This window comes from Sulfurimonas sp., assembly GCF_026991475.1.
In the GTDB taxonomy this organism is placed as follows: domain Bacteria; phylum Campylobacterota; class Campylobacteria; order Campylobacterales; family Sulfurimonadaceae; genus Sulfurimonas.
The window spans coordinates 1-19,417 of record NZ_JALXBK010000122.1 but is presented as its reverse complement, the minus strand read 5'-3'; the positions used below and the strand labels follow the sequence as shown (position 1 = coordinate 19,417).

The window sequence follows — 19,417 nt, the reverse complement described above, 5'->3', positions numbered from 1 at the left end:
CTAATCCCAAATAACACTTACTCCGTACTCTTCATTTAATACTATGGTTTTCTTATAGTAGATTTTTTTACCATATTTTTTACTCAACAGCTCGACTTCAAGCTCCTCAGCATCAAGTAATTCTCGTACCTCTTTATATGTTAGCCATTTTCCATATTTTGCCAAGGAGTTTTGCCATATTTTAAAGCCACATGTTGCATCTGCTGTAAGTTCATACATCTCGCCATCTTCACTCGTCCAATGTGCATTAGTACAAGCATAAAGTTTTACCTTTTTTCCTCGTACCTCTTTATCACGGACTTCTATCTCACCATCGTCACAAAAGGGACATTTTCCAAGAACCATTACATACTCTTTTTTCTTTGTATTTTAGGAAAAAAGTTTACAAATAGGAATTTATATTGCAAAATGAAATATTTTTTCTCTATTCTGAGTCAAAAATACTTTTTGCTTTAAAAAATATCACTAACATATAGATTGTACTAAATCCAAACTGTGCAAAATTACTAGGATCCTCCTTGTACAAATAGTCGATTACGAAAAAATAGATAATAACACATAAGGTCACGATGCTTAGAAGTAAATCTACAAAAGCAAATGTGGTGTCAAAAAAATAAAGAAATAAAATTATATACCCCAAGATTGCAGGTAAAAGATGCCCTGTCACAAACCAATAAGCACTAGCGCTAAAAAGAACCAACATATTTAAAAACAATTTCTCCGCATCAAGCATACAAACACCTTATTGAATATGTTACAATTATAGCATGCAAAGCAATTCAAAACACTTAGAACTTTTAGATGATACAAGTAAAACATTTGAAGATGAATTTTTCAAATATGCCCAACCTTTTGAGTATGAAAAGGGCTCTTCTCCCTTTTTCCCCGATGACTTTTTAAAATACTTTTATATATTGGTAGAGGGAAAAATAAAAACATACCAAATAAATTTTCAAAATGCCAAAGAGATGACTATATTTATTTATAAGCGTGGAGATATGTTTGATGTGATTACACTGCTAGACAATCAAGCACATGATGTAGCTTATGAAGTCATTGAAAATGCAAAAGTACTGCGTTTACCCATCCAAAAGGTTCGTCACTGGCTAAATAATGACACCACTTTTAATAAAAAGTTTTTTCCTTATCTTGCAGCACAGATGCGTCATACTGAAGAACTCGCTTCTGACTTAGCACTCCATGACACTAGAGAGAGACTTATCAATTTGCTTATTGACAATATGAACCCTAACAAACATTTTAAGTACAATCTCTTACAAAATCTCTCTAACTCTGAAATAGCCAAGCTGCTTGGAACTGTCCGTCATGTTATTGAGCGTACTCTTAAAGAGTTAAAAGCCGATGAACTTATAGAGACAAGTAGAAGAAACATAAAAATTAAGAATTTTCAGAAACTATTGGAACGTTCAAGTCAATATCTTTTAGAAAAATAGTATTTACTCTATGTTTAAAAAAGAGCTATAAAATTTTCCTAAACACTTTTAAGGAGTCTGTTATGAAAAAATATTTAACTGCAATCGCATTAGCTTCACTTTTAACTACAGTAGTAAGTGCGGATGTTATAGATGCAAAAAATCCATATAATGCTGAATTTGCAAAGATGAATCAATACTTTAACACACTTGTAAATGAACATTTTACAAATGCAAAGCTCAACAACTTTAATTATCCTAGAATGGATGTCAAAGAGAGTGCCAAAGAGATTACTTTAAAGTTTGATTTAGCAGGTGTCCCTAAAAAGAACATCAAACTAAGCATAGATGCAAATAATCTGCTTACTCTCAAAGGAGAAAAAAGTGCAGCTAAAGATGAAAAAACAAAAGATGTTGTAAAAAAAGAGATTTTTTATGGTAGTTTTGAAAGAGCTGTCCAACTTCCAGAAAATGTAGAGCAAGACAAACTCACTACAAGCTATAAAAATGGTATTTTAACAGTTATAGTTCCAAGAAAAGAGCTACAAAAACCAAAAGCGAAAGTTATTCCTATCCAATAAGCGTATAATTTTGCTAAAATTCGCATATGAATTCATATGCAGAAAAATTTAACAACGCTATCAACAATACTTTTTACAAAAAGCTTCCTCAAGATGAACAGGAGTTCATTCAAGAGCGAGCTTATTTGTACAAATTTTCCAATCAAGAGATAAAACAGATTATTAATATTGCCCGTGATTTAGGCATGTGGGATGAGAAGAGAATCAAGGTAATTTTTCCAGAACATTCTCAAAGAAAAGTCGTTTTCACCCGTTTAGTCAAAGCATATCAGGAGATAAGAGACAAACCAAACTCTTATGAGAATTTTTCACTGAAAAATATTCCAAAAGAGCAAAAATTTACATTCAAAACTGCCCCTAAAGAGGGTTTTGGTCTAGGACTCTGCCCTGTTGCTTCAGAAAAAACGCGATGTTGCAATCTTTTAACACTTGATGCTGTTGAGAGTTGTGGCTTTGACTGCTCCTACTGTTCTATTCAAAGTTTTTACAATCAAAATACTATTACGTTTGATAGTGGCTTTAAAGATAAACTACTGAATCTCAATCTTGATCAAAACAAAACCTATCACATCGGAACAGGGCAGGCAAGTGACTCTTTGATGTTTGGAAATCGAGAAGGCGTTCTTGATGCACTCTTTGCATTTGCACGCAGTAACCCCAATGTAATTTTAGAGTTTAAGACAAAATCGGACAATATAAAATATCTACTTGAAAATGATGTTCCAAAGAATATTCTCTGCACATGGAGTCTGAATACTCCTATAATTGTTGCAAATGAAGAGCATCTAACAGCCTCTCTTGACAAACGCATAAACGCAGCAAGAAAACTCGCAGACAAAGGTGTCAAAGTAGGGTTTCATTTCCATCCTATTGTAGAGTATGTTGGCTATCTTGATGAGTATCAAAAGATATATGAAAAACTTATAGTAAAATTCAAGCCATCTGAGGTTGCACTTGTTAGTTTTGGGACACTCACTTTTATAAAGCCTGTTATTAAACAGCTTCGAGGACGTGAATTTCATACAAAAATCACACAAATTCCACACGAAGATGCAAGTGGCAAGACTTCTTATCCACAAAGCACAAAAATAGAGATGTTTAAACATGCTTATGAAAGTTTTGCACCATGGCAAATCGGAGAAGATAAAGTCTTCTTCTATCTCTGCATGGAACCACATGAACTTTGGGAGAAGACCTTTGGATATAACTATGCCACAAACAATGACTTTGAGCGTGCAATGCTTGGAGCCTATTGTAAAAAAATAGGACAAGAGTTCTATATTTAGGATAACTATGAAAACAAAAGAGAGCTATTTTTTATCACAACCACACCAGCCGTTTTTTCTGCTTGGTATTGTAAACGCAATCATTATGATGTTACTGTTTGCCTTAAATTATAAGGGTATTTTACCACTTAAGATTGACCCTTTAACACTCCATAGCTACTCACTTATCTATTTAGTATTTACAAACTTTTTTACCGGTTTTTTATTTACTACATTTCCGCGTTTTAACCAAACAGATACCATTGACAAGGGCTATTACACAAAAATTTTCTATGCAAACGCAGTAGCTTCACTCCTTTTTATACTTGGAGCACTCTTTTCAAATTATTTGCTCACTTTCGCTATGCTCACTGCGTTTATCTCACAATTTTTTATAATTTTAAAGCTTACGCTTATTTATAAAAATGCGAACACGCCTGATAAAGAGGACTCATTTTGGATACTTGGTGCAAACCACATTGGACTCTTGACTCATCTGCTTTTCATTATTTCTCTCTTTGTCCCTGCTCTTTTAAACGCAGCGATAAACGGTGCTTTCTACCTATACTTAATCTTTTTAGCATTTTCTGTTGGACAGAGAATGATTCCCTTCTTTTCGCACTCTTTTGCACAAAAAGGGGAGCATTTTGTCAGAAATGTTTTTATTCTCTTTGTTTTAAAGTCTATTTTCAGCATAAGTGAGCTCAAAGTTCTTGAGCTCTTTATTGATGTTACTCTTGCACTCTACCTTGGACGTGAATTTTACCGTTGGGAGTTGCACCCGTTTCGCTCTCCTGCAATTCTATGGGTACTGCATCTCGCACTCTTGTGGCTGCCGCTCTCTTTTGCACTCTCAGCACTCTCACTTACAGCAGAGCTCTTTTTAGATACCTCGTTTTACTTCTTAAATATCCATCTCTTAGCAATAGGTTTTTTAACAACCGTGCTTATAGGTTTTGGTACGCGCGTTACACTTGGTCACGCAGGTATGCCGCCACACGCAGATAAGTTTGTAACAGCCATCTTTCTCTTTATTCAACTTGTCGTAGTGCTACGTGCGCTCTTTAGCATCAACATAGCCTTTGGATGGGGTGCTAACTTTTTATTTGACATCTCATTCACAGCCTGGCTCCTACTCTTTGTACTCTGGGGCGGTCGTTATGGTAAAATTCTTATTTTTGGAAAAAAGATCTAGTTTATTCTATAAACTTGATCTACTCTATTACCATCTTTAATGATTTTCACTCTATCACCAACAAGAAAATCTTTGCCTTTGACAACAACGACAATATTGTTTCCATTATTAAGGTGAACAGAGAGTTCAGAAGCATTTGCTTTAGCAGCTTGATTTCCAGCATATGCGCCACCAAGACCACCTGCTAAAGTTGCAAGTGTATTACCATTTCCCTCTCCCACTATGGAACCAAGTACAGTACCTACAATTGCACCTAGAAATGTTCCCGTACCATTGTCACTAATAACAACTGGACGAACACTTTTAACTGTCCCTATTTCATAAGTCTTTATCTCTTGGTAACTGTTTCCATCATATTCAGGACCACTATTTGTTGCACAACCACTTAGAATTAACATTATTGTTACTGATGATACTAAAAAAACTTTTTTCATAATTGACTCCTTGTACATTTATTATATTCCAAAAATATTAACAATTTATGATATGGGAATAAGCTTCTTAAACATAAAATTAGAATCTGGGTATAATTACATAAAATAAAAGACGGAAAAACCAATGAATAAAACAATCAGTCCATATTTGGAACTAGGAAAAATAAATACCTTACGAGTAGATAGAGAGACGCCTCACGGTGTTTTTATTATGGCAGAAGATGGCAACGATGTCCTCCTTCCACAGGCTTACACAACAGAAGATATGATAGAAAATGCCATTGTAGATGTCTTTTTATATACAGATTCAGAAGACAGGCTAATTGCCACAACACTGCAACCAAAAGCTATGCTTGATGAATTTGCACTTTTAGAAGTTGTCGACACTGCACCGTTTGGTGCTTTTATGGATTGGGGACTGCCAAAAGATCTGCTTGTTCCCACACAGCTGCAAAAAAGTCCTTTTCAACTAGGAGAAAAGAGATTTATTCGTGTTGTGTATGATGAGCGTACACACCGTCTTGTTGGCAGTGAAAAACTAGGTGACTTTTTTGAAAGACGAGTCAAAGACCTTTCACCAAACCAAGAGGTAAATATTCTTATCATCACCAAAACACCCTTAGGCTTTAAATGTATTGTCAATGACAAATATGAAGGACTCATCTATCATAATGAAATTTTTGAAAATATAGCCCTTGGGGATAAAAGAAGTGCCTACATTAAAACCATAAGAAAAGATGGCAATATTGACCTCACTTTGAGAAAACCAGGAAGTAAAAATTCTGCACAGAGTGGTGATAAAGTTTTAGATTTACTCAAACAAAATAAAGGAATAATGCCTTATAACTATAAAAGTGATGCAACACTCATCAAAGATGTTTTTAGTATGAGTAAAAAAGAGTTTAAACGCAGCCTTACAAAATTACAAGATAGTGGGAAGATTGAAGTCAAAGATACTGGTATATATCTAAAATAAAGCTCAAAAAAATCTTGAGCCTGTTATGTATATATTTAAGGAATCAATTTAAAGATATACATGGAGAATCGTAAGAAAGATTATATAGTTAAATAGTTACAATAGTGTTAACATAAATCAAGAAATCAAAATAGGAGGCAGACATGCCAGATATTAAAAAATGTAATTCACTACAAGAAGTTCGAGAAGAGATTGATATTATTGATGAACAGTTAGTTAATTTAATCTCCAAAAGAAGCCGTTTAATTCGTCAAGCTGCTGCGTTTAAAGATAGTGTTGATGATGTTAAAGCCCAAGATCGTATTGATGATATTATGCAAAGAGTGCGAAAAAAAGCTATTGAATTAAATATTAATCCAAATATGATCTCCGAATTATTTAAAATTATGATTGATGAAATGGTAGAGACTGAAATCTCTGAATTTAGGAATGGTGGAAATTTTTAAAGTAGAGGAGCGTCAATAAATGACGCTCTTTCTTACTATTTGTATCGGTAAGTGATACGACCTTTATCTAAAGAGTAAGGTGTAAGTTCTAATTTTACTTTATCACCTGGAAGTATTTTAATGTAGTGCATACGCATCTTACCTGCGATATGACATAAAATAATGTGTCCATTTTCTAATTCAACACGAAAAGTTGCATTAGGCAAAGCCTCAATAATCTTGCCGTCAACTTCAATAACATCTGCTTTAGCCATTATAAGTCCTTTTTTTTACTCTTAAGCAAGAGATAATATTTCAGCTTTACCGTTGATAACTGCAACAGTATGCTCATAGTGTGAACCGCGTAAACCATCGGTACTAACAACATCCCAACCGTTATCTAAAATAACAGGTTTAGACTCTTTTTGACATATCATAGGTTCCAAACAAAAAACCATTCCATTTTTTATCTTTGGTCCAGCTTTCGCTTTGCCACCTTCAAGATAATTTGGAATTTCCGGTTCTTCATGAGGTTTTCGCCCTATTCCATGTCCACAAAAGTTGCGAAGAGGTATAAAACCGCGATTTAAGATGAACTGCTCCATCATAGAAGAGAGCTCTTTAAAACGCATTCCCTGTTTGATATTCTCTATTGCATAATAGAGTGTATCTTTTGAACAAGCAATTAAATCTTCATCTTCTTTTGTAATTTTTCCTACACCCATACTTATAGCTGCATCACCAAACCAACCATCAAGCTCTGTACCGACATCATAGCCAATAACATCACCCTCTTGAAGTTTATAATCTGAGGGAATACCATGAATGATAACCTCATTAAGTGAAGTACATACTGCGTTTGGAAAGCCGTAAAGACCTTTAAAAGATGGTTTTGCACCATGAGAGCGAATATAATCCTCTGCCATAGAATCCATCTCTTTAAGAGTCATACCGACTTTTGTATTTTCACGAAGAAGTTCTAGAGTACCACCAACAATTTTGTTGGCAGCTCTTAGCTTTTCTATCTCCGCTGGTTTTTTAAGTCCGATAGCCATGGTTATAGACCAACCGCACTTAAAGTTTCATATTTACTCATATAGATTTGAGCTTCGATTTTTCTCATAGTATCAAGAGCAACTTGTACTACAATAAGTACTGCTGTTCCTCCAAAGAAAAATGGTACACCCATACCTTTAATAATCATAAATGGTAAAGTAGCCACAAGTCCAAGATACAAAGCACCTGTAAAAGTTAAATTACTCGCTGTTGTATTTAAAAACTCTTTTGTAGCATTACCAGTACGAATACCAGGAATAAATCCACCTTGACGTTTGAGATTATCTGCTATATCTTTTGCATTAAATGTAATTGATGCATAAAAGAACGCAAAGAAAATTACAAATGTAAATGTCAAAAAGTTAAAAAAGTAACCACCCGGATGTAAAAAGTCAGCTATTGCTTGAATAGTTGGATTTGTACTACTTCCTAAAACGGTCATTGGAAACATTAAAATTGCAGAAGCAAAGATAACTGGAATAACACCAGCTAAGTTTACTTTAATTGGAATGTAATTCATAACACGTTTATTTTGATTTTGCATCATAGTCTTTTTAGCATAAGTTACTGGAACACGGCGTTCGCCAAGTTCGACATAAATAATAATACCAACAGTTGCTAAGACTAATACAATTATAGCTATTACAGTTAAGAAACTCATAGCACCTGTATTTACCATTTCAACAGTTTGACCAATGGCTCGTGGAATTGCAGATACGATACCAGCAAAGATAATTAAAGAGATACCATTACCAATACCACTTTGAGTAATTTGTTCACCAATCCACATAAGAAGCATAGTTCCTGCAAGCATAGAAACAGCAGAAAGAAGGATAAATGTGTTGTGATCAGCTAAAATAGCACTGTTACCACTAGGTCCTGTTAAACTCTCTAGTCCAACACTCACACCCACTGCCTGAACTAAAGTAATAGCAATTGTTGCATAACGAATAATTTGCATATACTTAGTCATACCATCACGCTCTTTTTTCATTTGACCTAAAGTAGGAAAAGTTGCAGCGAGAAGCTCCATAATAATTGAAGCAGTGATGTAAGGCATAATACCAAGAGAAATTACAGATAATCTTTGAATAGCATTACCGCTAAACATATTCATAAGACCTAAAGCATCTGATTGGTGAGAGTTGAAGAATGAAGCAATAACGGATGTATCTACGCCTGGAACTGGCACGTAAGCCAGAAGGCGGTAGATAAATAAAAAACCGATAGTAATAAGGATCTTATTAACTAGATTTTTATTCATAATATTTAGTTACCTGTAGTAGTAACGTTTTCGTCTTTAATTTTCGATGCTAAATCTTTCGCTTTTGCACCTACTAGTTTAATTTTAGCTACTGAATTTGCAACTTTATGAACACCACAGATTGTCTCCATTGTGATCTCTTCAAGTTCAGCCACAGCTTTAATTTTTTCTACGTTTATTACATATGGTTTCACTGTCTTAGAGTGAAAACCAATTTTTGGTAAACGTTTCGCAAGTGGTTGTTGCCCACCTTCAAAGTTTCTTTTTCTTTTGTAACCTGTACGAGACTTTTGACCTTTTTGACCGCGAGCTGCAGTCTTACCAGTACCAGAAGCTTGTCCACGACCAACGCGTTTACGAGCGTGTGTTGAACCCTCTGCAGGTTTTAAGTTTTCAATACCCATTTTCTATCCTTTAATACGAGAAAGTGCTTCAACTGTAGCACGAACTAGTGTGTTTGGATTGTTTGAACCAATTGACTTAGTTAGTAAATCTTGGAAACCTGCAAGCTCAAGAACTGGACGAGCCGCACCACCTGCGATAAGTCCTGTACCTTCAGATGCTGGTTTCAAAAGAATTGTACTAGCATTGTACTTGTGTTCAATATCGTGAGCGATTGTAGTACCTTTAATCTTAACAGTAGTTAAGTTTTTAAATGCATTATCAACTGCTTTACGAATAGCATCAGGAACTTCTTTCGCTTTTCCTACACCATATCCAACAGTACCGTTTTTGTTACCAACGACGATAAGTGCAGTAAAACGAAATCTTCTACCACCCTTAACAACTTTTGTTACACGACCAATGTTTACAATTGATTCTTCAAATTCATCTCTATTGATTTCTGTCATAGCCATGCGCTCCTAGAACTTAATTTCGTTTGCACGAAGTGAATCACCAAACGCAGCGATAACGCCGTGATATTGGTAACCATTACGATCAAAAACAATTTCAGTGATGTTTGCTTCTTTTAGTTTAGCAGCGAATGCCTCACCAAGTGCAGCTGCACCTTCTTTGTTTGCTTTATGACCAGTAGCCTTTGAATGTAGTGCGCATAGAGTTGTTGCAGTTGCATCATCTATAGCTTGTACACTGAGGTAACGGTTTGATCTAAATACAGAAACACGAGGAAGTTCAGCACTACCAGATATCTTTGCACGAATACGACGCTTACGTTTTAAACGGTTAGCAATTTTGCTTTTTAATACTTTAGCATTCATTTATCTTCCTCCCTTATTTCTTAGCAGTTTTACCGGCTTTACGCACGATATGTTCTTCCATGTATTTAACACCTTTACCTTTATACGGCTCTGGTGGACGGAATGAACGGATTTCAGCAGCAACTTGACCTAACATTTGTTTGTCATGGCTTTTGAGTGTAATAACGTTCTTCTCAACAACTGCTTCAAGACCTTCTGGTAAATCATAGTTAATATCATGAGAGAAACCAAGTTGTAAATTAAGAACTTTACCTTTAACAGCAGCTCTATAACCAACACCATTGATTTCAAGTTTTTTCTCATAACCAGTAGTCAAACCAGTAACTATATTTTGAGCTAATGCTCTAAAAGTTCCCCAGAAAGCTCTGTGTTCACGAGAGTCAGATACATTTTTAAAAGTTAAAGTATTTCCTTCAACATCAAAAGTAACATACCCTTTAGTGTCTAAATCAACACTAGTTTTACCTTTTGTAAAAGTGATAACATTTCCATTTGTAGTAACAGTGATGTCACTAGCAAATTCTACAGGATTTTTTCCAATTCTTGACATGCTATACTCCTACCATACCGTACACATAACTTCACCACCAATACCAAGCTCATAAGCTTTGTCATTTGGTAGTACGCCATGTGAAGTACTTACTATAATAGTTCCGTAACCATTTTTGAAACGTTTAATATCTTCTTTACCTTTGTAAACACGTCTACCAGGTTTAGAAACTCTTTTCATTTCATTAATTACACATTTTTCATTATCATCATACTTAAGTACAACTTTAATAGTCTTTTTAACGCCATCTTCGATAACGTTACAAGATTCAATGTAACCTTTATCAGCTAAGATATTTGCTACAGCTTCAACACTCTTAGAGTGTACTAAAGTTGTAACTGGTAATCTTCTCATACCAGCATTACGAATACGTGTTAACGCATCTGATACTAGATCATTTATTGCCATTTTATTATTCCTTGTTTGTAGTTAGCACTTTATAAATAAATTGCTAACTGCTAATGATTAGAAGTTTCCTCTTAGCTTACCAAGAAGACTTTCTAACACCTGGGATTAATCCCTCGTTTGCCATTTTTCTAAAACAAATACGACAAATTCCAAAATCTCTAAGAACAGAATGTGGACGACCACAAATCTGACAACGTGTATATCCACGTACTTTGAATTTTGGAGTTCTGTTAGCTTTTGCTATCATAGACTTTTTAGCCATTAGTTACTCCCTTTAGTAAAAGGCATTCCCATTTTCTCTAGTAGAGTAAACGCAGCCTTATCAGAATCAGCAGTTGTAACAACTGTGATATTCATACCGTGGATTTGCATGATTGAATCATAGCTAACCTCTGGGAAAATAAGTTGTTCTTGAAGACCAAAGTTGTAGTTACCACGACCGTCAAATCCATTACTTGGAACACCACGGAAATCTTTTACACGTGGAAGTGCAATAGATACGAGGCGATCAAAGAAATTATACATATTTTCACCACGAAGAGTTACACGAACACCAACTGGCATACCTTCACGTACTTTAAAACCTGCAACAGATTTCTTAGCAATTACTGTAGAAGCTTTTTGACCAGCGATAGTTGTAATAGTATCTTCAATATTTTGAATAAGTTTGTTATCTTTCATAGCAAAACCAGCACCAACAGAGATAATAACTTTATCCAATGCAGGAATCTGCATTACATTTTTAATATCTAAAGCTGCTTGAATCTCTGGCTTGAGAGATAAATATTTTTCTTTTAAACGAGCCATCTAATTATGCCTCCACTTTACGTACGTTTGAAACATCGATAGGCATCTCTTTATTGATATGTCCACCTTTAGTGTTCTCTTCAGTTGGTTTAATCGCTTTTTTAGCAATTTTACAACCCTCTACGATTACTTTATTTTTCTTTGGCATAACTGCAAGTACAGCTGCTTTTGTACCTTTGTCATCACCAGCGATAATTTCTACCATATCGCCTTTTTTGAAATTAAATTTTGCCATTACACAACCTCCGGAGCAAGAGATACAATTTTCATGAATCCAGCGTAACGTACTTCACGACCAATTGGTCCAAAAATACGAGTACCAATAGGCTCTCTCTTGTCATCAAGTATTACAGCTGCATTGTCATCAAAACGGATCAATGAACCATTTTCACGTTGAACTTCTTTATGAGTTCTTACAACAACAGCTTTTACAACTTTACCTTTTTTAACTTTAGCAGTTGGAATCGCTTTTTTTACAGAAGCAACGATAACGTCACCTACTGAAGCATAACGACGCTTAGAACCACCAAGTACCTTAATACACATAATCTCTTTAGCACCTGTATTATCAGCTACATTTAAACGAGTAAAACCTTGAATCATACTACGCTCCTTTTACAACTGACTTAAGTCTAAAAGATTTAGTCTTAGAAAGTGGACGACATTCGATTGCAATAATCTCATCTCCAACTTTTACTTCATTACGTTCATCATGTACTAAGTACTTTTTGAAACGTTTTACAACTTTATGATAACGAGGATGCATTACACGGCGTTCAACAACAATAGATACTGTTTTATCACCTGCAATTTTAATTACGTTACCTTGAATTTCACGTTTATTAGCCATCGCTCGTCCCCTAGTTTGCTACTGCAGCAAGTGCAGTATTGATTCTAGCAATATCTTTTTTAGCAACACGAAGTTCGCTAGTATTTTGTAATTGCATCATCTTTTGTTTAATTTTTAAAGTAAACAATTCAGTTTTTTTCTCTTTAAGCATTGCTTGAAGCTCTGCTGCTGTTTTATCTGCTAAATCAGAATATTTCATTGCTCATCTCCGCAGTAATAATTTTTGTTTTGAATGGTAACTTGTGCATAGCAAGAGTCAACGCTTCACGAGCGATATCATGTGGCACACCACCCATTTCAAAAATGATACGACCTGGTTTGATGTTCATTACCCATTGATCAACTGCACCTTTACCTTTACCCATACGAGTTTCAAGAGGCTTAGCAGTTAATGGTTTAGCAGGGAATACACGAATCCAAATTTTACCATTTCTTTTAATGTGACGAGTAGAAGAGATACGAGCCGATTCAATCTGACGAGAGTTAATACGACCAGCTTCTACTGCTTTTAATGCAATGTCACCAAAAGCTAATTTGTAACCTGAACGAGCATAACCACGGTTACGACCTTTCATTACTTTACGATATTTTGTTCTTTTTGGCATTAACATAATTATTCAGCCTTTTCACTATTTTCACGACGCACTGGTTTTCTACCACGACGTTCTTTTTTCTCTTCTTTAGCTTCTGCAGGAATACCTTTAGTAAGTACTTCACCTTTAAAGATCCATACTTTTACACCGATAATACCGTATGTAGTATGTGCTTCAGCAAAACCATAATCGATTTTTGCACGAAGTGTATGAAGAGGAACACGACCTTCTAAATACCACTCAGTACGAGCCATTTCAGCACCACCAAGACGACCAGCAACTGCTACTTTGATACCTTTAGCACCAGAACGTTGTGCACCTTGCATAACTTTTTTCATAGCACGTCTAAACGCAATACGACGCTCAAGTTGAGTAGCAACATTTTCAGCAACTAATTGCGCTGAAGTTTGTGCTTTTTTCTCTTCTTTAATGTTAATAGAGATAGCTTTACCAACTAACTTTTGAAGAGCAGTTTTAAGTTTCTCAATATCAGCACCTTTTTTCCCAATAATAATACCAGGACGAGCTGCAACGATAGTTACACGAAGTCTTTTAACTGTTCTTTCAATGATGATGTTAGAAACACCAGCATAGTAAAGTTCTTTCTTTAAAAATGTTCTTATCTTGTGATCTTCACCTAAAGCTGCCGGAGCAGTTTTAAAATTAGGAAACCATCTTGATTCCCAGTTACGGTTGATTCCAAGACGTAAACCAATAGGATTAACTTTTTGACCCATACTATTTACCCTCTACTTCTACTAAGATATGTGCTGTTGGTTTTCTAATACCTGAAGCCATACCACGAGCACGTGGACGGAAACGTTTAAGTACTGGACCATTGTCAACACGACATGATGTAATTACACAATCTTCAGCTTCACTACCACTGTTAGCAACTGCAGATGCAATTACTTTAGAGATAATTTTAGCTGCCTTATTTGGAGTGAACTCTAAAGCTGCCATAGCTTCTTCAGCGTTCATACCTTGCACTTCACGTGCAATAAGACGAGATTTGATAGGTGATACACGGATAAATTTTAATAATGCTCTAGCCATGACTACCCCTTCTTCTGAACAGAGCCCTTATGGCCCTTAAATGTACGAGTTGGTGCAAATTCACCAAGTTTATAACCAATGTGATTCTCTGTAACATATACAGGAACAAATTGGCGACCATTATGAACATTTAATGTTAAACCAACCATTTCAGGAAGAATCATAGATCTTCTTGACCAAGTTTTAATAGGTTTTTTATCTCCGCTAGCTTTCGCTGCTTCAACTTTTTTGATTAAATGAGCATCTACGAATGGACCTTTTTTTACTGAACGAGCCATATTAGCCTACCCTTTTTGCATTTGGTTTACGACGAGTGATGATTAATTTATCACTTGCTTTCTTACGACGAGTTTTAGCACCCTTAGTTGGTTTACCCCAAGGAGTAACTGGATGACGACCTGAATTCGTTTTACCTTCACCACCACCATGTGGGTGATCAATAGGGTTCATTGCAGAACCACGAGTTTGAGGACGAATACCCAAGTGACGTTGACGACCAGCTTTTGCTATTACTATGTTTGAAAATTCTTCATTTCCAACAATACCAACTGTTGCCATACATTCACCAAGTACTAAACGCATTTCAGATGAAGGCATACGTAATGAAACATATTTACCATCACGACCCATAATTTGAGCAGATGTTCCAGCTGAACGTACCATTTGTCCACCTTTTCCAACTTTTAACTCAACATTATGAACAAGTGTACCAACAGGAATGTTTTGAAGTTTCATAGCATTACCTGCTTTAACATCTAAACCAGCATCTGCAGATGCAATTTTATCGCCTACAGTTAAACCTTTTGGTTGTAAAATATATCTTTTTTCACCATCGGCATAAGTAATAAGTGCAATACGACAGTTACGGTACGGATCATATTCGATTGTACTTACTGTTCCTTCAATACCAAATTTATCTCTTTTAAAATCGATAATACGGTAAAGTTTTTTAGCACCTGCTTGTTTATGACGAGATGTGATACGACCATTATTGTTACGACCAGCAGTTGTTGGAAGTTTTGTTAATAATGAACGAACGCTCGCTTTAGCAGTGATATCTGAACTATCTACATTCGTATAAAAACGACGAGATGGAGTTATCGGTCTATAAGTTTTAATTGCCATCTTATACCGCCAAACTTTCGATTTGTGCACCTTCAGGTAAAGTTACATAAAACTTTTTGAAGTCATTTTGTTTACCAGCTACACCACGGAAACGTTTCACTTTTCCGCTTTGATTTAGAGAGTTGATTTTTGTTGGAATAATTCCAAAATACTCTCTAAAAACCTCTTTAAGACCTGTTTTGCTCATACGAGGTGATGTTTGAACAACAATAACACCATCTTCTTGCAAACCTAAAGTCTTTTCTGTATAAAGTATAGATTTAATATCTGTAATATCAGCCATTACTTAGCCTCACTTGTCAAAGTTTCCCATACAGCTTTTTCTATCACGATAGAGCGATAGTTTGCAGCTAAGTATGCATTTAACTCATTTGATTCGATTACATATGTTGCATTTAAATTTTCAAATGCTAAAAATGTTTTCTCATCTAATAAAGATTTAACAAAAAGTGTATCTCTTTGGTTTAATGCTTTAAACATTGCTGCAGCGTCTTTAGTTTTACCAGACTCAACAGAGATGCTATCTACAACAAAAAGAGTACCATTTTGTGCATGCTCATTTAAAGCAAAATTTAAAGCAAGTTTCTTTTGCTTTTTATTTACTTTTAAATCATAGTTGCGGTTGTTTTGAGAACCAAAAGCTTTACCACCACCTACGAAGATTGGAGAACGACGTGAACCAGCACGAGCGCGTCCGCCACCTTTTTGAGCCCATGGTTTTTTACCACCACCACGCACTTCACTTCTACCTTTAGTAGTCGCTGTATTTGCACGTTGTGCAGCTTGAGCAGACTTAACATAAAGGTAAAGGTTGTGAGGGTTGATTCCTGAGAAATTCTCAGGTAATGCTAACTCAGATGCTTTTTCCATTTTTTCATTTAAAACGATTGCGCTCATTATTTAGCTACCTTTACACGACCTAAAGCACCGTTTGCACCACTTACTGAACCTAAAACCGCTATGATTTTGTTTTCAGCATCGAAAGAAACGATCTCATTTTTTACGCTATTTTTTGTGTTTCCGTAATGACCTGGCATTTTTTTACCTTTCATTACGCGACCTGGCCATTCAGCATTACCGATTGAACCTGTTCTACGACCAAATCTATGACCGTGAGATGCAGGACCACCACCGAAATTCCAGCGCTTCATTGCACCTGAGAAACCACGACCTTTAGTGTTGAATGTAGATTTTACTTCACTAGCATTTGCTAATGGAGCTAAGTCTAAATCACCAGCTTCAGTGTTTGCTACTTCTAAAGTAACAAAACGGTTAAACTCAGATGGAAGGCTGTATTTCTTTTGTTGACCTTCAATTGCTTTATTCATTTTTTTACCGCTGTTGTAAGCAACTATAGCAGTACCTTCATTCACTTCACACACTTTCGCATCTAAAACTCTTAATAGAGTAACTGGTTTAGATGGAACTGTGATAGTACGGCTCATTCCGATTTTTTCAACAATATATTCCACGATTACTCCTATTTGTCCATAGAGCGAACTTCAACGTCCACTTCTGGTGCAAGATCTAGTTTCATTAATGAATCTACAGTTTCAGGTGTAGCAGAAACGATGTCGATCATTCTTGCGTGCATACGTATTTCAAATTGCTCACGAGCTTTTTTGTTAACGTGAACTGATTTCAAAACAGTATATTTACGAATTTTTGTTGGTAAAGGGATTGGACCACGAATTGCAGCACCTGTACGCTTTACAGCCTCAACTATTGACGCTACAGATCTATCAAGTACACGATGATCATAAGCTTTCAATTTTAAACGAATTTTTTCCATGTTTTTCCTTCTAAAGAACTCGTTGGATCCTAGCCCAACTATTTAAGGGAGCGGAATTATACTCCATTCACTCTAATTATTCAAGGATTTCGGGAGTAAAAAGTGATTTTATTGTAAATTTATTTCCTTTTAATAAGGAAGTGATAAAATTATAATTCTAAAAAATAGGAAAATTATGGAAATATTATTAGAAGAATTTTACAAAACCGACTTAATTGTTGAAAAATTTCATGAAAGAAAAGTACAAATTGATGAAAAATCTTACCAGATTAATGGAATAACAAATAGTGGCAAAACACAATTGGCTAAAAATTATCTGCTTGGTTTAAAAAAAAGTAGTTATCTCTACATAAATTGTTCAGATATTCGCATAAATATAAAACTACTCAACCAGTCACTCAACTCATTTTGTTTTGTAAATAAGATCCAAACACTTATTTTAGATAATTACATTCAGGATATAGAGTTTGTAAATGTATCGCAGTTAATCATTATTAGTGATATTCATTATGAAATCGATATACTTGAGACTCTGCATCTTTACCCCTTAGACTATGAAGAGTTCCTCGCTTATGAACATAAATATGACTCCTCTGCACTTAATCATTTTGTCCAACTAGGTGCTTTTGCTTCTATGCATCAAATCAATGCAGATGAGAGAATTTTATATGTCCAAAAAATGTTACAGCTAGCACTAACACCCATAGAGTTTGATATACTAATTTTAGCTGCAAAATTTATATCACAAAAGATTTCTGCTTATACAATATATGAACGGCTTAAATCTATACGAAAAATTTCCAAGGACAAACTCTACTCCTCTTTTGAACTCTTAATAAAAAAGGGCTACATTCACCAACTTAAGAAATTTGAGCATCCTCGTGCTGTAAAAAAGATTTATCTTTGTGACACATCCTTAAAAACTGCCCTCTCTATTGAGAAAAATTTTGCAAGACTATTTGAAAATATGGTTTTTTTAGAGTTATTAAAATCACAAAAAGAGTGCTATTACGATGAGGGTATAGATTTTTATCTTCCAAAAGATGACACTATCTTGCTTTGTAAACCTTTTGTTGATGAAAGACGGCTCTTTAAAAAACTAGAGAGTATTGAGCCCTTTATATTTACACGCAGAGTCAAACAGATAACTGTTATTAGTATGAACAAAGAGAGTTCAATTTCACATCCAATTGCAAAGGTGGATATAATTCCTTTTGATATTTGGGCATTAGGAGATTAGATGAAAAGTTTATGCGGTATTGATGAAGCAGGTAGAGGACCTTTAGCAGGTAATCTTGTTGTGGCAGGGTGTATTCTAAACGCAGAGGTAGATGGACTTAACGATTCCAAAAAACTCACTGAAAAGAAGCGTGAACTACTTTATGAGCAGATAATTCTAAACGCAGCATACCATATAATAGAATTTTCTGCACAAGATGTCGATGAAAAAGGTATTTCATCTTGCATCAAAAGTGCTTTAGAAGAGATTATGGCTACTTTAGATGCGCAAAGCTATCTATTTGATGGCAACAGTAGTTTTGGTATAAAAGATTTAGATACAATGATAAAAGCTGATGCGCACATTCCAGAAGTGAGTGCTGCTTCTATTCTTGCAAAGGTGACACACGATAGAGATATTCTCAAAAAAGCCCTCCTCTATCCACAGTACCATTTCGACAAGCACAAAGGCTATGGTACAAAACTCCACATAGAGATGATTAAAAAATATGGATATTGTGATATTCACAGAAAAACTTATAAGATAAAAGCACTTGAAAAAAGGCCCATGTAAATATAAGTGAAAACTATAGAATACTACAGTTAACATTCTTTTAATAATAAACATAATATAATAAAATAAAATTTCAAGGTGCTCAAATGAAAAATCTACTCCTAATTGCTCTTACCGCTCTCTTTATTGCAGGATGTTCTAGTACAGCAATGATAGCTACAAACAGGGAATTACCTCAAGTATATGTTGATGTAAACGCAACACATCAAGTCAAAAATGATGTCAAAATCACACTAATAACACTTAGTAATTATACAGACACCCCAAAAGCGGGACAACGGGCAACTAATATCATTGAGGGAGTACTTTTAGCCAAGGGATATATAGTAAATACCGATATTGCAAGCGACTCAAACTTATTAGTATCTGCTCAAACAAAAGCACAACAAAACGGTTCAAAGTACTTCTTGACTGGTGGCGTTAGTGAATGGAGATATAAAACAGGAATTGATGGAGAGCCTGCAGTAAGTTTAAAGTTAAGCCTATATAAAACAAAAAACAGAGCGCTTGTTTGGAGTGCAACAGGTGCAGATAGTGATTGGGGAACTGGTTCTATTGGAACAACAGCACAGAACCTTATAGAAAAAATGACAAC

Annotated in this window: 34 protein-coding genes; 9 read left to right on the top strand and 25 right to left on the bottom strand. The window is 35.2% G+C overall.

Features of this window, described 5'->3' with window-relative positions; genetic code table 11:
- Positions 1-345, bottom strand: a complete 345-nt coding sequence (locus tag MV589_RS10595) for a hypothetical protein (RefSeq protein WP_297434672.1) — start codon at positions 343-345, stop codon at positions 1-3.
- A gap of 422 nt (positions 346-767) precedes the next feature.
- On the opposite strand from MV589_RS10595, the gene MV589_RS10590 reads away from it, so the two are divergent.
- The 4 genes from MV589_RS10590 to MV589_RS10575 all read left to right on the top strand — a co-directional run bounded on the left by MV589_RS10590 (position 768) and on the right by MV589_RS10575 (position 4,474).
- Entirely contained in the window at positions 768-1,454 is a 687-nt protein-coding gene (locus MV589_RS10590) for a Crp/Fnr family transcriptional regulator (protein WP_297434671.1), read from the top strand.
- Positions 1,455-1,516: 62 nt separating this feature from the next.
- Complete coding sequence (locus MV589_RS10585) at positions 1,517-2,014, top strand: Hsp20/alpha crystallin family protein (RefSeq protein WP_297434670.1); 498 nt, start codon at positions 1,517-1,519, stop codon at positions 2,012-2,014.
- 26 nt (positions 2,015-2,040) lie between these two features.
- A complete protein-coding gene (locus tag MV589_RS10580) occupies positions 2,041-3,300 on the top strand; it encodes an SPL family radical SAM protein (RefSeq protein WP_297434669.1) in 1,260 nt (419 codons plus the stop codon).
- Positions 3,301-3,307: 7 nt separating this feature from the next.
- The gene (locus MV589_RS10575) at positions 3,308-4,474 is read left to right on the top strand and encodes an NnrS family protein (protein WP_297434668.1); all 1,167 of its coding nucleotides are present in this window, start codon (positions 3,308-3,310) and stop codon (positions 4,472-4,474) included.
- Here MV589_RS10575 and MV589_RS10570 read toward each other — a convergent pair.
- Complete coding sequence (locus MV589_RS10570) at positions 4,471-4,908, bottom strand: outer membrane lipoprotein (RefSeq protein WP_297434667.1); 438 nt, start codon at positions 4,906-4,908, stop codon at positions 4,471-4,473. The two genes, MV589_RS10575 and MV589_RS10570, sit on opposite strands and share 4 nt — an antisense overlap.
- Positions 4,909-5,032: 124 nt before the next feature.
- On the opposite strand from MV589_RS10570, the gene MV589_RS10565 reads away from it, so the two are divergent.
- Together MV589_RS10565 and MV589_RS10560 are read left to right on the top strand one after the other, a co-directional pair.
- Positions 5,033-5,884: a CvfB family protein gene (locus MV589_RS10565; protein WP_297434666.1), complete on the top strand. Its 852-nt coding sequence runs from the start codon at positions 5,033-5,035 to the stop codon at positions 5,882-5,884.
- 143 nt (positions 5,885-6,027) lie between these two features.
- Positions 6,028-6,330 carry a chorismate mutase gene (locus MV589_RS10560; protein WP_367271610.1) on the top strand — a complete coding sequence of 101 codons (303 nt, stop codon included), beginning with the start codon at positions 6,028-6,030 and terminating at the stop codon, positions 6,328-6,330.
- A gap of 35 nt (positions 6,331-6,365) precedes the next feature.
- Here MV589_RS10560 and infA read toward each other — a convergent pair whose 3' ends face one another.
- From infA to rpsJ, 23 genes are all read right to left on the bottom strand, one after another.
- Positions 6,366-6,584, bottom strand: a complete 219-nt coding sequence (gene infA / locus MV589_RS10555; protein WP_013326041.1) for a translation initiation factor IF-1 — start codon at positions 6,582-6,584, stop codon at positions 6,366-6,368.
- Between the two features lie 21 nt (positions 6,585-6,605).
- Positions 6,606-7,364: a type I methionyl aminopeptidase gene (gene map, locus MV589_RS10550; protein ID WP_297434664.1), complete on the bottom strand. Its 759-nt coding sequence runs from the start codon at positions 7,362-7,364 to the stop codon at positions 6,606-6,608.
- Between the two features lie 2 nt (positions 7,365-7,366).
- Positions 7,367-8,629: a preprotein translocase subunit SecY gene (secY, locus tag MV589_RS10545; RefSeq protein ID WP_297434662.1), complete on the bottom strand. Its 1,263-nt coding sequence runs from the start codon at positions 8,627-8,629 to the stop codon at positions 7,367-7,369.
- A 5-nt stretch (positions 8,630-8,634) separates the two neighbouring features.
- Positions 8,635-9,033, bottom strand: a complete 399-nt coding sequence (rplO, locus tag MV589_RS10540) for a 50S ribosomal protein L15 (protein WP_297434660.1) — start codon at positions 9,031-9,033, stop codon at positions 8,635-8,637.
- Positions 9,034-9,036: 3 nt separating this feature from the next.
- On the bottom strand, positions 9,037-9,480 hold the full coding sequence (rpsE, locus tag MV589_RS10535; protein ID WP_297434658.1) for a 30S ribosomal protein S5: 444 nt from the start codon (positions 9,478-9,480) through the stop codon (positions 9,037-9,039).
- Between the two features lie 12 nt (positions 9,481-9,492).
- The gene (rplR, locus tag MV589_RS10530; RefSeq protein ID WP_297434656.1) at positions 9,493-9,849 is read right to left on the bottom strand and encodes a 50S ribosomal protein L18; all 357 of its coding nucleotides are present in this window, start codon (positions 9,847-9,849) and stop codon (positions 9,493-9,495) included.
- 13 nt (positions 9,850-9,862) lie between these two features.
- Positions 9,863-10,399, bottom strand: coding sequence for a 50S ribosomal protein L6 (gene rplF / locus MV589_RS10525; RefSeq protein ID WP_297434654.1), 537 nt, complete (start codon positions 10,397-10,399; stop codon positions 9,863-9,865).
- 9 nt (positions 10,400-10,408) lie between these two features.
- Positions 10,409-10,807 (bottom strand): 30S ribosomal protein S8, encoded by a 399-nt coding sequence (rpsH, locus tag MV589_RS10520; protein ID WP_297434652.1) that lies wholly within the window; start codon positions 10,805-10,807, stop codon positions 10,409-10,411.
- Positions 10,808-10,883: 76 nt separating this feature from the next.
- The gene (locus MV589_RS10515) at positions 10,884-11,069 is read right to left on the bottom strand and encodes a type Z 30S ribosomal protein S14 (protein ID WP_297434650.1); all 186 of its coding nucleotides are present in this window, start codon (positions 11,067-11,069) and stop codon (positions 10,884-10,886) included.
- Positions 11,069-11,614 carry a 50S ribosomal protein L5 gene (gene rplE, locus MV589_RS10510; RefSeq protein ID WP_297434648.1) on the bottom strand — a complete coding sequence of 182 codons (546 nt, stop codon included), beginning with the start codon at positions 11,612-11,614 and terminating at the stop codon, positions 11,069-11,071. The genes MV589_RS10515 and rplE overlap by 1 nt, the downstream gene beginning before the upstream one ends.
- 4 nt (positions 11,615-11,618) lie before the next feature.
- Positions 11,619-11,849, bottom strand: coding sequence for a 50S ribosomal protein L24 (rplX, locus tag MV589_RS10505; protein WP_297434646.1), 231 nt, complete (start codon positions 11,847-11,849; stop codon positions 11,619-11,621).
- Positions 11,849-12,217, bottom strand: coding sequence for a 50S ribosomal protein L14 (rplN, locus tag MV589_RS10500; RefSeq protein ID WP_013326030.1), 369 nt, complete (start codon positions 12,215-12,217; stop codon positions 11,849-11,851). The genes rplX and rplN overlap by 1 nt, the downstream gene beginning before the upstream one ends.
- A gap of 1 nt (position 12,218) precedes the next feature.
- Complete coding sequence (gene rpsQ, locus MV589_RS10495) at positions 12,219-12,464, bottom strand: 30S ribosomal protein S17 (protein ID WP_297434643.1); 246 nt, start codon at positions 12,462-12,464, stop codon at positions 12,219-12,221.
- A gap of 10 nt (positions 12,465-12,474) precedes the next feature.
- Positions 12,475-12,663 carry a 50S ribosomal protein L29 gene (gene rpmC, locus MV589_RS10490; protein ID WP_297434641.1) on the bottom strand — a complete coding sequence of 63 codons (189 nt, stop codon included), beginning with the start codon at positions 12,661-12,663 and terminating at the stop codon, positions 12,475-12,477.
- Positions 12,650-13,075 (bottom strand): 50S ribosomal protein L16, encoded by a 426-nt coding sequence (gene rplP, locus MV589_RS10485; protein WP_297434639.1) that lies wholly within the window; start codon positions 13,073-13,075, stop codon positions 12,650-12,652. The genes rpmC and rplP overlap by 14 nt, the downstream gene beginning before the upstream one ends.
- A 2-nt stretch (positions 13,076-13,077) precedes the next feature.
- Complete coding sequence (rpsC, locus tag MV589_RS10480; RefSeq protein WP_297434637.1) at positions 13,078-13,794, bottom strand: 30S ribosomal protein S3; 717 nt, start codon at positions 13,792-13,794, stop codon at positions 13,078-13,080.
- A 1-nt stretch (position 13,795) separates the two neighbouring features.
- On the bottom strand, positions 13,796-14,113 hold the full coding sequence (gene rplV, locus MV589_RS10475) for a 50S ribosomal protein L22 (protein ID WP_013326025.1): 318 nt from the start codon (positions 14,111-14,113) through the stop codon (positions 13,796-13,798).
- 2 nt (positions 14,114-14,115) lie between these two features.
- Positions 14,116-14,391 (bottom strand): 30S ribosomal protein S19, encoded by a 276-nt coding sequence (rpsS, locus tag MV589_RS10470; RefSeq protein ID WP_297434636.1) that lies wholly within the window; start codon positions 14,389-14,391, stop codon positions 14,116-14,118.
- A 1-nt stretch (position 14,392) separates the two neighbouring features.
- Positions 14,393-15,238 carry a 50S ribosomal protein L2 gene (gene rplB, locus MV589_RS10465; RefSeq protein WP_297434635.1) on the bottom strand — a complete coding sequence of 282 codons (846 nt, stop codon included), beginning with the start codon at positions 15,236-15,238 and terminating at the stop codon, positions 14,393-14,395.
- Position 15,239: 1 nt separating this feature from the next.
- Complete coding sequence (locus MV589_RS10460; RefSeq protein ID WP_297434633.1) at positions 15,240-15,521, bottom strand: 50S ribosomal protein L23; 282 nt, start codon at positions 15,519-15,521, stop codon at positions 15,240-15,242.
- Positions 15,521-16,135 (bottom strand): 50S ribosomal protein L4, encoded by a 615-nt coding sequence (rplD, locus tag MV589_RS10455; RefSeq protein WP_297434632.1) that lies wholly within the window; start codon positions 16,133-16,135, stop codon positions 15,521-15,523. The genes MV589_RS10460 and rplD overlap by 1 nt, the downstream gene beginning before the upstream one ends.
- Positions 16,135-16,710, bottom strand: a complete 576-nt coding sequence (gene rplC, locus MV589_RS10450; protein WP_297434631.1) for a 50S ribosomal protein L3 — start codon at positions 16,708-16,710, stop codon at positions 16,135-16,137. Before rplC ends, rplD begins: the two co-directional genes overlap by 1 nt.
- A gap of 8 nt (positions 16,711-16,718) precedes the next feature.
- Positions 16,719-17,030: a 30S ribosomal protein S10 gene (gene rpsJ / locus MV589_RS10445; protein ID WP_207562077.1), complete on the bottom strand. Its 312-nt coding sequence runs from the start codon at positions 17,028-17,030 to the stop codon at positions 16,719-16,721.
- Positions 17,031-17,205: 175 nt separating this feature from the next.
- On the opposite strand from rpsJ, the gene MV589_RS10440 reads away from it, so the two are divergent.
- The 3 genes from MV589_RS10440 to MV589_RS10430 form a co-directional block, all read left to right on the top strand.
- Positions 17,206-18,270, top strand: coding sequence for an ATP-binding protein (locus tag MV589_RS10440; protein ID WP_297434630.1), 1,065 nt, complete (start codon positions 17,206-17,208; stop codon positions 18,268-18,270).
- Complete coding sequence (gene rnhB, locus MV589_RS10435; protein ID WP_297434628.1) at positions 18,271-18,822, top strand: ribonuclease HII; 552 nt, start codon at positions 18,271-18,273, stop codon at positions 18,820-18,822.
- 86 nt (positions 18,823-18,908) lie between these two features.
- A partial coding sequence (locus tag MV589_RS10430) for a putative periplasmic lipoprotein (RefSeq protein WP_297434626.1) occupies positions 18,909-19,417 on the top strand: 509 nt, incomplete at its 3' end.

What these genes read in the sequence shown, in the direction of transcription:
- MV589_RS10595 (WP_297434672.1), bottom strand. Translation starts at nt 345, where the DNA reads ATGGTTCTTGGAAAATGTCCCTTTTGTGACGATGGTGAGATAGAAGTC.
- MV589_RS10590 (WP_297434671.1), top strand. Translation starts at nt 768, where the DNA reads ATGCAAAGCAATTCAAAACACTTAGAACTTTTAGATGATACAAGTAAA.
- MV589_RS10585 (WP_297434670.1), top strand. Translation starts at nt 1,517, where the DNA reads ATGAAAAAATATTTAACTGCAATCGCATTAGCTTCACTTTTAACTACA.
- MV589_RS10580 (WP_297434669.1), top strand. Translation starts at nt 2,041, where the DNA reads ATGAATTCATATGCAGAAAAATTTAACAACGCTATCAACAATACTTTT.
- MV589_RS10575 (WP_297434668.1), top strand. Translation starts at nt 3,308, where the DNA reads ATGAAAACAAAAGAGAGCTATTTTTTATCACAACCACACCAGCCGTTT.
- MV589_RS10570 (WP_297434667.1), bottom strand. Translation starts at nt 4,908, where the DNA reads ATGAAAAAAGTTTTTTTAGTATCATCAGTAACAATAATGTTAATTCTA.
- MV589_RS10565 (WP_297434666.1), top strand. Translation starts at nt 5,033, where the DNA reads ATGAATAAAACAATCAGTCCATATTTGGAACTAGGAAAAATAAATACC.
- MV589_RS10560 (WP_367271610.1), top strand. Translation starts at nt 6,028, where the DNA reads ATGCCAGATATTAAAAAATGTAATTCACTACAAGAAGTTCGAGAAGAG.
- infA (WP_013326041.1), bottom strand. Translation starts at nt 6,584, where the DNA reads ATGGCTAAAGCAGATGTTATTGAAGTTGACGGCAAGATTATTGAGGCT.
- map (WP_297434664.1), bottom strand. Translation starts at nt 7,364, where the DNA reads ATGGCTATCGGACTTAAAAAACCAGCGGAGATAGAAAAGCTAAGAGCT.
- secY (WP_297434662.1), bottom strand. Translation starts at nt 8,629, where the DNA reads ATGAATAAAAATCTAGTTAATAAGATCCTTATTACTATCGGTTTTTTA.
- rplO (WP_297434660.1), bottom strand. Translation starts at nt 9,033, where the DNA reads ATGGGTATTGAAAACTTAAAACCTGCAGAGGGTTCAACACACGCTCGT.
- rpsE (WP_297434658.1), bottom strand. Translation starts at nt 9,480, where the DNA reads ATGACAGAAATCAATAGAGATGAATTTGAAGAATCAATTGTAAACATT.
- rplR (WP_297434656.1), bottom strand. Translation starts at nt 9,849, where the DNA reads ATGAATGCTAAAGTATTAAAAAGCAAAATTGCTAACCGTTTAAAACGT.
- rplF (WP_297434654.1), bottom strand. Translation starts at nt 10,399, where the DNA reads ATGTCAAGAATTGGAAAAAATCCTGTAGAATTTGCTAGTGACATCACT.
- rpsH (WP_297434652.1), bottom strand. Translation starts at nt 10,807, where the DNA reads ATGGCAATAAATGATCTAGTATCAGATGCGTTAACACGTATTCGTAAT.
- MV589_RS10515 (WP_297434650.1), bottom strand. Translation starts at nt 11,069, where the DNA reads ATGGCTAAAAAGTCTATGATAGCAAAAGCTAACAGAACTCCAAAATTC.
- rplE (WP_297434648.1), bottom strand. Translation starts at nt 11,614, where the DNA reads ATGGCTCGTTTAAAAGAAAAATATTTATCTCTCAAGCCAGAGATTCAA.
- rplX (WP_297434646.1), bottom strand. Translation starts at nt 11,849, where the DNA reads ATGGCAAAATTTAATTTCAAAAAAGGCGATATGGTAGAAATTATCGCT.
- rplN (WP_013326030.1), bottom strand. Translation starts at nt 12,217, where the DNA reads ATGATTCAAGGTTTTACTCGTTTAAATGTAGCTGATAATACAGGTGCT.
- rpsQ (WP_297434643.1), bottom strand. Translation starts at nt 12,464, where the DNA reads ATGGCTAATAAACGTGAAATTCAAGGTAACGTAATTAAAATTGCAGGT.
- rpmC (WP_297434641.1), bottom strand. Translation starts at nt 12,663, where the DNA reads ATGAAATATTCTGATTTAGCAGATAAAACAGCAGCAGAGCTTCAAGCA.
- rplP (WP_297434639.1), bottom strand. Translation starts at nt 13,075, where the DNA reads ATGTTAATGCCAAAAAGAACAAAATATCGTAAAGTAATGAAAGGTCGT.
- rpsC (WP_297434637.1), bottom strand. Translation starts at nt 13,794, where the DNA reads ATGGGTCAAAAAGTTAATCCTATTGGTTTACGTCTTGGAATCAACCGT.
- rplV (WP_013326025.1), bottom strand. Translation starts at nt 14,113, where the DNA reads ATGGCTAGAGCATTATTAAAATTTATCCGTGTATCACCTATCAAATCT.
- rpsS (WP_297434636.1), bottom strand. Translation starts at nt 14,391, where the DNA reads ATGGCTCGTTCAGTAAAAAAAGGTCCATTCGTAGATGCTCATTTAATC.
- rplB (WP_297434635.1), bottom strand. Translation starts at nt 15,238, where the DNA reads ATGGCAATTAAAACTTATAGACCGATAACTCCATCTCGTCGTTTTTAT.
- MV589_RS10460 (WP_297434633.1), bottom strand. Translation starts at nt 15,521, where the DNA reads ATGGCTGATATTACAGATATTAAATCTATACTTTATACAGAAAAGACT.
- rplD (WP_297434632.1), bottom strand. Translation starts at nt 16,135, where the DNA reads ATGAGCGCAATCGTTTTAAATGAAAAAATGGAAAAAGCATCTGAGTTA.
- rpsJ (WP_207562077.1), bottom strand. Translation starts at nt 17,030, where the DNA reads ATGGAAAAAATTCGTTTAAAATTGAAAGCTTATGATCATCGTGTACTT.
- MV589_RS10440 (WP_297434630.1), top strand. Translation starts at nt 17,206, where the DNA reads ATGGAAATATTATTAGAAGAATTTTACAAAACCGACTTAATTGTTGAA.
- rnhB (WP_297434628.1), top strand. Translation starts at nt 18,271, where the DNA reads ATGAAAAGTTTATGCGGTATTGATGAAGCAGGTAGAGGACCTTTAGCA.